The sequence below is a fragment of the Nocardia otitidiscaviarum genome, assembly GCF_007362295.1.
GTDB classification, from domain to species: Bacteria; Actinomycetota; Actinomycetes; order Mycobacteriales; family Mycobacteriaceae; genus Nocardia; species Nocardia otitidiscaviarum.
In genome coordinates this window covers 7611443-7623342 of record NZ_CP041695.1, presented here as the reverse complement: position 1 = coordinate 7623342, position 11900 = coordinate 7611443, and the positions used below count along the sequence as shown (strand labels likewise).

Genomic DNA, 11900 nt, shown 5'->3' with positions numbered 1-11900 from the left:
CGAGGACTACTCGCTCCAGCCGAGGAACTCGTTGATCCGGTCGATACTCATGGCCGTACCGACCCGTTCCCGATCGGATTCGATGCCGGGCCGTGGGATGCGGGCGGGCCGGTTGCGCCCGTGGCGGGCGTCGTCGCTCTTGGACCACATCAGCCACCGCAGGCAGTCGGTCATCTCCGCCAGCAGTTGCTGGTCCAACTGCCATCGATAGGTTTCCGGGTGCATGCTGCGCATCAGCGCCGAGTCGGTGGGCAGGAATGTCACGACGGCCTTGAGGTCGCGCCAGCTCAGTTCGTCAGTACCGAGCCGACGCAACCGCAGACCGAGGCTGATCAAGTCGTATTCGATTGCCTCGCAATACTCTTCGAGAAGAGCATCGAGGCTCAGAATTCCCCCAGGCTGATCCCCGAGTGCGCGCGCCAGGCTTCCAGCATCTCGTGGTAAGCGTCCGGATCCATATCGTCCAGGGCCGCGAGCGCCTCGGGCGAGAGCGTCATCTCCAGCAGGGTGTACATCGCGTCGACATCGCTGAGTCGCCGAATCCGGCGGACTACGCCCGGCTTGAGGTAGGACAGCGACGGCAGCTGGATCTCGACGCCGTTCACGCGGTAGAAGAAGTCGTCCTTCACCTTGATCGGCTGGGCGATGGTGATCGGGGCTTTCGGAGAAGTCATTGTTACGCAGACCCTTTCGAGTAGTAGTTGTGCATGCGCAGGGGTTGATATGAGAAGGCCCAACGGCGACGGGCGGGCCTGCGCATAGGATGGAAATCCCGCCGCCGTTGGGGGCTTGTCGGACGGCATGGGCCGTCCTCAGACATGGTTCGACCCGGTGGGGTTCGAACTCACGGAAGGTGACGGTCGGGACCGTCGTGATATCAGGCGGCGAGCTTGTTGCCGTCGTTCAGGTAGCGGTACGCCTTGACGCCGCTGTCGTCCTTGAACGCCTCGACGGTGATCATGAAGCCGGCCAGTTCGGTCGAAACGAACTTCTTCTCGGTGACCGAGGTGATCTTGGCGTTCGGCAGGACGATACGCAGCTTCTTCTCTTCGTTCGCCATGTCGAAGACCCACGCCCGGTGCTTCAGCGGAGCACCGTTCTCCGTCACGGTGTAGAGCGCACCGGAGGTGGAGGTGGCAGCGGTCGGCGTGACGTTGTCCTCGCCGAAGACCTCACGCAGCACGTCCTGATCCCAGGCCGCGTACAGGGTCAGACCGAAACGCACCGAGTGCTCGGTCTGCAGCTGCGCGATGATGTCGGCGTTCCAGTCCTTCACGGACTCGATCCGCCGCTCACCCATCGATTCGATACCGTCCTCGGACACATAGCCGAGCGCCTTGAACGCGGCATCGATAGTGCCGTCCGCGGAGGTCGGCAGGGTGGAAGCCAGCGGGGCGACCAGGACACCACCGGTAACAGCGATATTCGGGGTGCCGGCGCCGATGAACTTGCTGGAGGGCATAGCCATTGTGTTGTCTCCCTTGGGATTTTGCGCAGGCCCTAGGGATGTGTATTCAGTTGTTACTCCCGCGTTGTCGGGGGAGTCACGCGAGGACTCTTCCTCGCACGATCAGGTCGGTGACGAGCGTGTACCGCGGAGCGGCGGTCACCGGGTCGGTGTCGTTCTCCAGGCCGGCATCCTCGATGTGGTCACACCACGCGGTGCCGATGTACCCGGGTGCGGCGGCATTCACGATCCCGCGCACCAGCGCGGCCAGCTCGGCCGCACCACCGGCGTCATCGGTGCACTCGAAGACCACCCGAGGACGATCGAGGATCAGGTGAGCGCCACGACGGCCCTCCCTGTCCTCGACGTCCAGCCGAGGCTTGCGGTCGTTCCGAGCGACCCGCACCATACGGGCGGGCTTCGGGTCGGGCACCACTCGAACCACCTCCGCAGGATCGGATGCATCTGAGAGCTGACTGCCCAAGAAGTCAAGGAGGCAATCCTCGATATCGTCAAACAGTATTTTTTCAATCATACCTATTCCCATCAAACTGAAGCAGGAAGTAACTCCCGACCGATCTCAGCACGCTTAACTTCCCAAGTTCTGCTAGCATGCAAGCATGCAAGCAGTAGATCTATTCGAATTATATGTGTCGTGGCTTCGCAACAATGCCCCGATGGCCTACGATAACTTGTCTCCTCCGGCTACCGCGACCGAGCTGGACATCCTCGAGGAAGCCCTCGGACAAGCACTTCCCAATGAAGTCAAGGATGTACTCAAACGGCACAATGGCCAGTTATCCGTAATCACACCAGCGGGCGACCACGGCGTACCCTGCATTCCGACTCTAAATTTTTTGTCGACAAAACATATCCAAGAAGCTTGGTCCCACTGGTCAACCTACTGGGACTATCCAGAGGATCTCGAGCGGGTCAACAAGTTTGGAGGCGTCTTCCCAGGAGCGGAGGGCATCATAAAGCCGCTATTCACTTCACCTGGCTGGATTCCACTGTGGGCCGATCCTATAGACAGGCAGTACGTGGGCCTCGACCTCGATCCAGGGCCGCACGGAAAACGAGGCCAGATAATAAATTTCGGAATCGACGACGAAATACACTTTATTTGCGCATCTAGTTTCACGGAGTTGCTGGAAATCCTTCTAGAAGAGGTTCATTCCGGAATTTGGCAGCCTTCCGAGTCCTGGAGCGGACCCTGGTTCGGCAGCCCTGACGAACAGTTCACAAATGCGCTATTTAAACGATTCCAAACCAAGATGCAGCTCAACGATAGCTAAAATCTGCAACCATCTGCCATCGGCCCGAGATCGTAAGTTGAAATCTGTAGTTTGCGTCAGTCAAGTTCGTGCCATTCCGATCATGCAATTCAGCTAAAGCGCTAGCCGCAGCACATAAATCGTCAGACGGAACAATCAGGGTACGGCGATCGGTTTCAACATGAGTTGTCACTCGACCCTCATCTATACCGATCGCAACGTTGACGATCGATTCCCCATCGCCGACGCAGGCGAGAGTCGCATTCGCGATAGCTATATCGATTTCCTTCTGCTCGTCCAGAGATAAGTCGTTCATGTAAGCCCTCTCATGAAATCCCTCAGCCGCCCGAATGTTCCAGCCAGTCGACTTTATGGCGGCGGTGACGGGTACACCGGATTTCTCGGAATCGTCCTCACTTGTCCCGGTCTAGTCATCCTCCTTGGATTGTACAGCTTTAGCCGGAAATCTGTAATCTCATTCCATTCCGCATCATAGAGTCTATATTCCGTTATCATTGGCCTTCCGGACCTATAACGCTTGAGGACAGTCGCTTGCATCTTAGTTCCGGGAACAGCCCTGGCCCAAGCAACTGCTGCGTCTTCCCACTCCCGCTTGATTGGCTGATTCGCCTTTTCCTGCTGGGAGAACAGATTCTCGTTTACATTTGCCCACTTCTCATCCTTCACACCTATCTCGGGTACCATATGCCCGCGGTTGTCAATTCCGTGAAGCCACCCAACGGGATAGGGCTTACTACTTACTCCAACTTTCTTTCGTGTGCCTGGAGGGGGCGGTTCCAGCTCAGCAACAGCGATATGAGGACGGCCCATCTCATCCGAGTAGTATTTCACGGCACCATCGCCCTTAACTACCTCTCGGTAGGTTCCAGCCTTCAACACCCTTCCATCGGGAAGTTTGACGTCAACATTCCCAACGCTTGCCCTCGAAAAGGCGGGGTTCGGTGTGCCAGCACGGCTCGAAGCGCTACCAGCACTCGATGGAGTAGTACGACCCGAAGCCGAGGAACCTGACCCGGTATGCGTAGTCCCACTGGGACCTGCGCCTCCGCCTGCGGTTGAAGTCGTCGATGGTCCTCTGCTGGCGTGTGCGCCACCGCCAGAAGCCCTCGACGGATGTGACCGAGCCGAAACGACGGTGTCGATCTCGGCAGAGACTTCAGGTGTGTTCGCAGCTGCTTCGAATGTCGCAGCAGCCTCGTGCCTGGCGGGATTCTGTGTGGGATCGGAATCGATTCTTCGGTCAGGCGTAGCAGCGCCTCGGTTGACTCTATCCGGCATTCCGGGGGGTATCGATGCACTGACAAGCGGGTCTGGGTTGTAGGCGAACCGTGTTATCCCATTGAGATGGGTCAAGCTGCCGGATAATTCAGTCACCGCATTGGAGTGAACATCTCGATCGGCGAATTCCATTGTTCCATTGGGCAAAGTCTGTCGCTGCGGGACTTCACGAATTGCGCTCGAGGGCACCGGCAAGTCGGGACTTCCTGCGACCGGTCCCGATATATCCGGTGGACCGTTCACATGGTCGCTATTCTGTGGATCAGACTGGGCCGTGCCCGATCTCCGGTCGATGGCTCCGGGTTCTTGTGTCGACTCGTCGTGGAAGGTTTCGGCGTCGGGCTGTGTTTGCTGCTCGTTCGGCTGAGCGGTTTCGTCAGGTTCCGGTGAACCGTGGGGATGGTCGGCGGGAGCGCGGTCAGAGTTCTTGGCAGCTACATCCGGTGTATCGTGTTCGGTCTTCGGGCCATCGACGTCCAGGATGCTGTTTGCGGCCTTGTTGATTTTCGGAACCGACGCCACACCACCGGTGCCGATCGTTGTGCCGATGTTCGAGACGACGATTCCGAGGGCGTAGTACCAATCGCCTCGGGACCATTCGTCCCATCCCAGAAAGTCTTTTCCGGCCGCTTTCCAAGAATCGATGACTCCAGGACCGCCTGCGGGGCCGATCCCAATAAGAGCACCGATACCGTTGACAGCTTCTTGCCGAGCTTCCGCAGCTCCAGGACCTCCGATTCCGAACAGGGCTGCGGTGTCTTTTATATTGTCGATAATTGGACGTACAAGTCCGGAACCAAATGAGATAGATGCTTCTACTACGGTCTTATCATTCGACGGAGCGACAACTGCGGGCACGTAGCCTCGACTGCGCATATATATGTCGAAAGTGGTGGGTTTGGGTCGCTCGGGGGGTGGTGGCGCATTCTTAGCCGGCTGTGATGGATCGGTGAGCCTGCCGAAACCCTGAATCCTCTCGACATGATCCTTTATCGCTGGATTCTCGTAAGGGAAAATCCCGATCTGCGCTAGTCGTTGAATTGCCTGGGACTTTTTGACTCGATCATCGTGCGTGCCGGCCTCGCGGAAGGCCCAGAGTAGGTCGTTGAACTGTTCCTCGGGCGTGTACCGGGCCTTAACAAGGCGTTCCCTGGCCAGGTCGTACGGATTACCTGGCCCAACCCAGGGTTGGGGTCCTCTCGTGTAGGTTTCGAGGTCCTTTCGCAACTGCTCCTGAGAGTAGTTGAAGCCATATCCGTCCACGCCAGATCTAAACCACGTCCTTGGGGCCGTGATGGCAGAAGGCATTACGTACTTCTGTGGTTCCGGAATACCTACAGAGCCCTCGGCTGTAACGATTTCTGGGAACAGCGATTTCGGGCCAGCATTGGAGGCCGGAGACGTCGGACCATCTGCACCCAGGTCCCCATAGAATTGCGACAGCATCGTTTGTTGACTAGGGGCCTCGTAGCCGGGGAGAGCCAGTTCTTCCAGGGATTCCGGGACCTTCACAGTCGGAGTTTGGGTACTGGGTTCGGGTTCCGGTTCGGAATACATTTGCTCGAAGACGGTCGGCCCGGCGGGATTTGGAGGCGGGACCGTATCCTCGGGCGAGATCGAGGGTGCAGTTCGATTCTCGACCTTTTCTGGAAGGTCATCGTCAGGCCTCCGCAGGATCGGCGGCGGGCCGGCGATGCTTTGGACGGTGCCCAGTTCAACTACTTGTTGGCCCCACGGTCCCGAGGACATGAAGTCCGTGAGCGCGAACTCATGGGCTCTTGACGCTGCGGTCGACATCAGATCCTCAGCGTTGAGTACTCTCGCGAAAGTCGCGGCAGCCTCTCTTGGCGTCCGCACCGAGTAGTTGAAGACCCGCGAGGCATCAGGATCATCGATGGGCTTGGCTGACATGATCACTCCTCGCGGCGGCTGAGGCGCGCTTGTTCGATGCGCTGCCGCAGCTGCTCGACCAAGCCCGCGTAAGCGTCGGTCTTGGTGGGGGCTTCGGCGGACAGGCCGCGGGGGTGGGTGGCGCACCAGAGGCCGTCGTCGGTTTGTTTGACTTGGATTTGTTCCAGGTCGTAGTAGGACTCGGGGTCGGGGGTGGGCCAGTTGCCTTGGGTGTCCTTGGTGATGTGCATGCCGGTGTCGAAGGCTCCGGGTGGACCGCCGGGGGTGGGGGTCCAGCGGATTTCTTCGAGTTCGGGGTGGACTCGGACGCCGCGTTTGACGAGGTACTCGGCTACTCGGGTGGCTTGTTTGATGCTGGTTACGGTGGGGTCGGCCAGTTTTCGGCCTACCTCGCTGTGCCATTCCGGGAGGTGGATGACCGAGAGTTCTTCGGCCAGGGCGCGGACCTGGGGGTCGAGGGCGGTGTCGGGCTGGTGGTCGGCGAGCTTGCCGGTGAGGGTGTGTTGGAGGAAGGACAGGAATTCTGGGGTGACCAGTTGGCCGGTGTCGGTTTTCACGTAGTTCGACTGCGGCGGGGGTTGGGTCCCGAAGTGGACTGAGTCGATGATTTCCTTGTCGGACATGGGAATTCGGGGCCTTCCGGATGTGGGCATGACGGATCGTGAGCCGGCTCGGGCTCGGAATCGAAGGTGTGGGGTCCCGCCCCCGGAGGTGAGGGGACGTTCCGGGGGCGGGACCATTGCGCCCCCTGCGCTGCGGCGGACGTCTGCTACCGCGGACCACCTGCGGGAGACGCGGCGCGCTGGGGGCGGGCATGCGGCGGGCTCTGAACCCGCTCGGTAACCTGTGGAAGGGTTTCGGGGGCCTGCCGCATGGGCATTGGACGCGAAGGCGTCACAGTTGGGGCGTCAGATCTCTTCTTCGAGAGTGGCGGGGATCTGATATTTCGCCCGGGGTGGTTCCTGGCCGGGGACGTGCAGGCGGAGGAACGTGAGTAGTTCGTCGATGTGACGTTGGAGGGCTCGGATCAGGCGGATCGCGTCGCGGAAGCGGAGGTGGTCGCTGGCGGCCTGGTCTTCCAGGGCGGCGACGCGTTCACGGAGTTTGGCGACTTCTCTTGCCTGCCACGCGGTTACCGCGCCGATGACGGTCGCGACCGCTACTCCGATGGCCTGTACCAGTTCTGGGTTCAGCCATGACTGCATTCAGCTCTCACCGTCCGTCCGGATTACTGGGGTGACGGCCGGTCTGATCACCGCCCCGGCGATGACCGGAGTGAGCAGGCCGTAGAGGGTGAGGGCGGCTTCGATCCAGTCGGTGTTCAGTTGGCGGCCCAGGAGGTAGGCGGCTACGCCGGAGAGGGCTACGAGGATGGAGCGCACCAGAGCCGGTTCGGGAACCCTGTTGAGTCGCATGGTATTTCCTTTCAACAAGTACTACGGGGCCCGGTGCCGCTCTGGAAAGCAGGGGCCCGGGTGGTTACGGGATCAGTGGGGCCACGGCGGCGATCAGCTGCGCGATCAGCATGCCGATGGTGATCCATTCATTGATGGACAGGCCGAGAATCATGAGGGTCCTCGCAGGTTCGAAGGGGTGTTCCAATGACCGCGCCCCCGATCCCGGAGGCGGGATCGAGGGCGCGGATCTGGATGTTCGGCTTTGTTGTTGTCGATGTGATTTAGTCGCAGTGGAAGTCAATCCGAGGACCGCACGCTGCGGGCGTCACACGTTAGCGAAGGCTTTGGTTCGGGATGGCGTTTTGAAGTACAGATATTCCTACCACAGTAGCGTTCGAAGATGCCGGGATTGGGCGCAGATCTAGCGCTGCACCGATCTTCACCTAAGAAGGGATGGAAATCAATGCTCGATCTGATCCTCTTCTAGAGTGCCTGACGGAATGAGATTCACAGAACCGTGACGATGCAACTTTGACAGATAGCGACCAATCGCTACACACACCGAGGGGTCGTCAACCATTTCAGCCGTCATTCAAGGGACTTTCGGTACTTCTCCCACGTTGGCTGAGGGAAGCGAGGCTCGCCAGGTCGGATATAGCTTGTTTCGAATTCCGCTGGGATCCAGTGCTTATCGATAGCACGAGCCGCTTCGGTTACGGCACGCTCGTAATCTTCAACCGTATCGTAGTCGCGACCGTCAATAACAAACGCCGCCACCCAGTCATCGCCGTCCAGGACACGTACTAGGCAAACTTTTCGGCGAGTCTCATCGATTTCCATCGGCACTCCTCCTAGAAGCCTGCAGTTGATCTAAAGCCGCAGCTTCTGCAAATATCCTACTCACACTACTTCTTTCCGAGGACGACAATTCAATATAGGGCTTGTAGATCGTATTATGGTTGAGATCTGCCGCTATGGAGGCCCTCCGCGTAGTCAACTGAAGCTCGTATGTATACGAGATACCGTCAACATCGATCCGAATCACTACCGGAATTACACGATACTCCGGGTTCCCTTTCTTGGGAGTCGCGTACATATTCTCGATCTCAAGAATCCTACCATTGTCTCCCGTTCCGAAATGCTGTCGCACCCGACTAAGCAACACGGTGAGTTGTTGGACATTTTCAACCGTGATCCGCGCTCCAACGGCGTCGATGACGTCACCGACCCGATAATACGGACGTGGATCCCGCCCTCCATGCCCTCGGACCATCCTTTGGACCTTGTCCAGAATACCTGACGGGCGCTTGGTGCGGATGTTGGTAGTCGCTCCGTTCAGTCCCCTGATCAACCGAGCTAGTTCAGCTTCCACAGCAGGTTCGACCTTCGTCCGCAACACCTCACCATAGTCGACGAGCGCGGCCCTTTGCACATTGTTCAGCTCTGTTCCTATCGCGCGTGCAGGATCAGTTCGCTTGCTCTGGTCGACAAAGACATTCAGCCGCTTGCGCCCATCGGGCATAAGATTGACCTCCGCCAGGATCGGTTCGAACAGCGGGCCTTTCCCAGGGTTCTTTTGAAGGAACTCTGCGAGCGGCTGGTCACGCAATGCTCGCCCTTCCGACAGTTCACTCAGTATCCGTAACGTCGCCGCTCTTAGCGCCGGATCCGCGAGATCGCGGGTCAGATCAAGCGGATGGGCCGCGTCTGCCACAAGACGCTTGACAATGTCGGCGACCTCGGGATGGTTCGCAAGTTCCCTTTCAATATATGCGTTCGTCCCCCGCGCCGTGCGTGGCTGGCTAAACCGTCCTCCCTTCGGTCCTATGAATCCGAAGGCTATCATCGTGAGCACAGCACCTGTACCACCCCAGGGATCGTCTGACCATTCACGAGGTGTGATACCAGTGAGATCAGTAACCAGTCTGGCTTCGCGATCGGGTCGTCGATAAGTAGTAGCCAACCCAGTCGCCGTGACCTGTACTGACGAGAGGGTGTACATGTTGTCGGCAAGAACTCCGCCAAGGTAGCGCGGCAGGGCAATGATCGGCGAGATAGCCGCGGATCCGATCTCGGCGAGCCGAACCTCCCTGTTGGGGGGCTGATATGTCGTCATCAGACCGGTATCGGTAACCCGTATTGAGGACATAGTCCTCATGGGGTCGTATGCGCCTCGTCTGAACGGGTAAGCGATTACATCTCCGGCAGCGGACAAGAAGCCGACAGCAAAATGCGCACTACCAAGGAGCAACTTCGCCCACCAGGGCTGCTCATCTGGTCGAGTGGTCCGCCCGATCTGCCGTCCTGCTCGGTTGTAACTGATAGTGGACAGATTCGACATCATGCGTGTGTAGGACCCGTCAGGCTTAATCCAATCTCGATACCACTCGCCATTCGTACCTGTAAACTCAGCTATGATCACACCGGTGTGATGGAACCGGAGATTGTAAACGCCTGCACGCGTTTCAAAGTTTCTATGCATTCCGAGCTGACCGCTACTGTCGGTGAATACGGTCCACTCTTTCCCAGCGCCATCTATAAACCAACCATCGCCTCTATGGTCGATCTGCATGGCGAGCCTAGAATCGAGAGCACCTAGGCCAACTCGGGTTGTGAGAGTGAGCCATCGATTACCCAGCAGATCGGAATGGATATTATCGTATAGCCCGTCACTATTTCGGACACCGACGTCGTAACCAATATGGTTCCCGTTTTCGTCATAAGATGGTGTACGCACCCATTCCCAGTTAGGCCCAACCTCGAACTCCGCAGTCGGTGGGCCCGCCGTTGAGACACCTACATCAAAATGTTGGCCGTATCCGCCCAGCTTAGGATCGCTGGTTTCGAAGTACGATCCGACGCCATTCGCGTCGGTTTGCCACCGGCGATACCCGGGCCCAGTCACCGCTCGCACGATCCGGGCACGAGTCACCACAGTACCGGTGGCATCGACAATCACCACATCGACAGTGTTGAGGCCGTTACCTTCTGGGATAGAATAGTGCGCAGTACTTCCTTCCAGAAGGGGCTCCGTCCATTTAGCTCCGACTTCGCGACCGGAAACATCCGGAAACTGCCCAGGGTCGTAATTCACTGTCGGAAGATCGGGCAGTAAACCCCGATCCTCTAGAGTAGGCTGCTCGAATCCCAACAGAACCCGCATCTCCAGCGGCACGTCCCCAACCTCAGTCGTCATGGGCGCTGGGCTCAAAGACGTGTCAGCAGCCGGCTCAGTCATCGATGGACTGGGTGGTGTTACCGCACGATTGGAAGAGCTTGCCGGAGGTGTGGAACCCGTCTCGCCAGGCTGCGGCGGGACTGGTAGTTCGAGGTAGTCGCCTGGAGTACCAATGCGCGGGCCCTCGTTCGGCCGGCTATCGGGAACCAGGCCCGGATACAGCTGGGCGACTTGCGGCGGAAACGTCTGCACCGAATCGCCGCCGCCGTTGACATTTCTCAGCACCGGACCGACCGTGCGCGACGACGTCCGCCCCATTCGCATAGCGTCCATTTCCAGATCGTTAGCAGCGTGGATCCTCGCCAGCTTGCGCACCGCGCTAACCGGGGTCATCCCAGAGAACGTATACACACGTCCTCGGTTCCCTGCTACATCACCATCGCGGATTGACCCGATGATCTCCTTATCGGGCATTGGTAGACCTTTCCTGGAGTATCGTTAGAGCTTTCCGCCCTGTACGAGCCGCGAGACCACGTGAGTACTCCTCCTGCGGTGTTGCGTCCGAGGGGATAAGCCGACAGCGAAGCAGATCCTTCGATAGCGGTTCACGGCGATTGGGCGAAACATGATGCCTCGCCCTGTGCAGAGAGGTGCTCCAATGACCGAGCCCCCAATCCCGAGAGAGGGATCGAGGGCTCGGATCAATGTGTGCGGCACAACCGCGAACGACGGAAATCGTTGCGGTGGGTATCAATCCGGGAACGGGAACCCTAGGAGCGTCGCACGGGGCGAAGGCTTTGGTTCGGGAGTTCCGTTCGGAGGATTGAGGTTCCTGCCGCGGGAGTGTCCGGAGATTCCGGGATTTGGGCGCAGCTCTAGCGCTGCACCAATCTTCACCTAAGCGTGATCGGAAGTCAACACTGAATCTGAAACTTCTTGAAAGTGCCTGGTAGAAGCGTGTTTACAGGACCGCGGCGGACGCTAGGAGCTGGGTCACGTGTAGTTGGCTGGATCGGCTGGGGTCGTGGCGGTGGCGGCCCGGAGGGCGGTGACGGTCGGCGCGGCGGCCCGCGACATAGCCTGCGCTGAAGAGCAGTACGGATGTGAGGGTGAGGAGCAGGTACGCGGTCATCAGTACCTCCGGGAGGAGTCGGGGACGATGCGGCCCGCCTCGATCAAGGCTTCGAAGGCCGCGGTTTTGCGGGGGCAGTGGTAGACGGCGCATTCGCGGTGGATGCGCATGGCCTCGTGGGCCTGGTCGACGGTGAAGGGGGTGTCGGGTTCGGAGTGGGCGGCCATTGCCAGCAGTTCCGAGAGGGTGTAGTCCATGGGGACCTCCGGGGGCAGGGAGCACCCGGCGCCGGGTGCACGGACCGTGGCTCGTCGGTCAGTGC

At 59.1% G+C, this 11900-nt stretch carries 13 protein-coding genes; 1 reads left to right on the top strand and 12 read right to left on the bottom strand.

Going from position 1 to position 11900, the window contains the following annotated elements:
- Positions 1–6 precede the first annotated feature (6 nt).
- The 4 genes from FOH10_RS34330 to FOH10_RS34315 form a co-directional block, all read right to left on the bottom strand.
- Complete coding sequence (locus tag FOH10_RS34330; protein WP_143983735.1) at positions 7–336, bottom strand: DUF5361 domain-containing protein; 330 nt, start codon at positions 334–336, stop codon at positions 7–9.
- Positions 337–383: 47 nt separating this feature from the next.
- Positions 384–674, bottom strand: a complete 291-nt coding sequence (locus FOH10_RS34325; protein WP_143983734.1) for a hypothetical protein — start codon at positions 672–674, stop codon at positions 384–386.
- Positions 675–877: 203 nt separating this feature from the next.
- Positions 878–1468 carry a phage tail tube protein gene (locus FOH10_RS34320; RefSeq protein WP_143983733.1) on the bottom strand — a complete coding sequence of 197 codons (591 nt, stop codon included), beginning with the start codon at positions 1466–1468 and terminating at the stop codon, positions 878–880.
- A 76-nt stretch (positions 1469–1544) separates the two neighbouring features.
- The gene (locus tag FOH10_RS34315) at positions 1545–1880 is read right to left on the bottom strand and encodes a hypothetical protein (protein WP_143983732.1); all 336 of its coding nucleotides are present in this window, start codon (positions 1878–1880) and stop codon (positions 1545–1547) included.
- Positions 1881–2124: 244 nt separating this feature from the next.
- Between FOH10_RS34315 and FOH10_RS34310 the strand changes: the two genes are divergently transcribed.
- Positions 2125–2742, top strand: a complete 618-nt coding sequence (locus FOH10_RS34310; protein WP_186000661.1) for an SMI1/KNR4 family protein — start codon at positions 2125–2127, stop codon at positions 2740–2742.
- Here FOH10_RS34310 and FOH10_RS34305 read toward each other — a convergent pair.
- From FOH10_RS34305 to FOH10_RS34270, 8 genes are all read right to left on the bottom strand, one after another.
- On the bottom strand, positions 2729–3037 hold the full coding sequence (locus tag FOH10_RS34305) for a hypothetical protein (protein WP_143983730.1): 309 nt from the start codon (positions 3035–3037) through the stop codon (positions 2729–2731). The genes FOH10_RS34310 and FOH10_RS34305 overlap by 14 nt on opposite strands.
- A gap of 53 nt (positions 3038–3090) precedes the next feature.
- Positions 3091–5931, bottom strand: coding sequence for a hypothetical protein (locus FOH10_RS34300; protein ID WP_143983729.1), 2841 nt, complete (start codon positions 5929–5931; stop codon positions 3091–3093).
- A 2-nt stretch (positions 5932–5933) separates the two neighbouring features.
- A complete protein-coding gene (locus FOH10_RS34295) occupies positions 5934–6554 on the bottom strand; it encodes a hypothetical protein (protein WP_143983728.1) in 621 nt (206 codons plus the stop codon).
- A 285-nt stretch (positions 6555–6839) separates the two neighbouring features.
- Positions 6840–7136, bottom strand: coding sequence for a hypothetical protein (locus tag FOH10_RS34290; RefSeq protein WP_143983727.1), 297 nt, complete (start codon positions 7134–7136; stop codon positions 6840–6842).
- Positions 7137–7346, bottom strand: coding sequence for a hypothetical protein (locus tag FOH10_RS34285; protein WP_143983726.1), 210 nt, complete (start codon positions 7344–7346; stop codon positions 7137–7139). It abuts the gene before it with no gap.
- Positions 7347–7916: 570 nt separating this feature from the next.
- The gene (locus FOH10_RS34280; RefSeq protein WP_143983725.1) at positions 7917–8168 is read right to left on the bottom strand and encodes a hypothetical protein; all 252 of its coding nucleotides are present in this window, start codon (positions 8166–8168) and stop codon (positions 7917–7919) included.
- Positions 8155–10422: a nucleotidyltransferase family protein gene (locus FOH10_RS34275; RefSeq protein ID WP_221937906.1), complete on the bottom strand. Its 2268-nt coding sequence runs from the start codon at positions 10420–10422 to the stop codon at positions 8155–8157. The genes FOH10_RS34280 and FOH10_RS34275 overlap by 14 nt, the downstream gene beginning before the upstream one ends.
- A gap of 1215 nt (positions 10423–11637) precedes the next feature.
- Positions 11638–11835 carry a hypothetical protein gene (locus FOH10_RS34270; protein WP_143983723.1) on the bottom strand — a complete coding sequence of 66 codons (198 nt, stop codon included), beginning with the start codon at positions 11833–11835 and terminating at the stop codon, positions 11638–11640.
- Between the last annotated feature and the right edge of the window lie 65 nt (positions 11836–11900).

Coding starts and splice junctions, on each gene's coding strand:
- FOH10_RS34325 (WP_143983734.1), bottom strand. CDS start 674: ATGACTTCTCCGAAAGCCCCGATCACCATCGCCCAGCCGATCAAGGTG.
- FOH10_RS34320 (WP_143983733.1), bottom strand. CDS start 1,468: ATGGCTATGCCCTCCAGCAAGTTCATCGGCGCCGGCACCCCGAATATC.
- FOH10_RS34310 (WP_186000661.1), top strand. CDS start 2,125: ATGGCCTACGATAACTTGTCTCCTCCGGCTACCGCGACCGAGCTGGAC.
- FOH10_RS34305 (WP_143983730.1), bottom strand. CDS start 3,037: ATGAACGACTTATCTCTGGACGAGCAGAAGGAAATCGATATAGCTATC.
- FOH10_RS34300 (WP_143983729.1), bottom strand. CDS start 5,931: ATGTCAGCCAAGCCCATCGATGATCCTGATGCCTCGCGGGTCTTCAAC.
- FOH10_RS34295 (WP_143983728.1), bottom strand. CDS start 6,554: ATGTCCGACAAGGAAATCATCGACTCAGTCCACTTCGGGACCCAACCC.
- FOH10_RS34290 (WP_143983727.1), bottom strand. CDS start 7,136: ATGCAGTCATGGCTGAACCCAGAACTGGTACAGGCCATCGGAGTAGCG.
- FOH10_RS34285 (WP_143983726.1), bottom strand. CDS start 7,346: ATGCGACTCAACAGGGTTCCCGAACCGGCTCTGGTGCGCTCCATCCTC.
- FOH10_RS34280 (WP_143983725.1), bottom strand. CDS start 8,168: ATGGAAATCGATGAGACTCGCCGAAAAGTTTGCCTAGTACGTGTCCTG.
- FOH10_RS34270 (WP_143983723.1), bottom strand. CDS start 11,835: ATGGACTACACCCTCTCGGAACTGCTGGCAATGGCCGCCCACTCCGAA.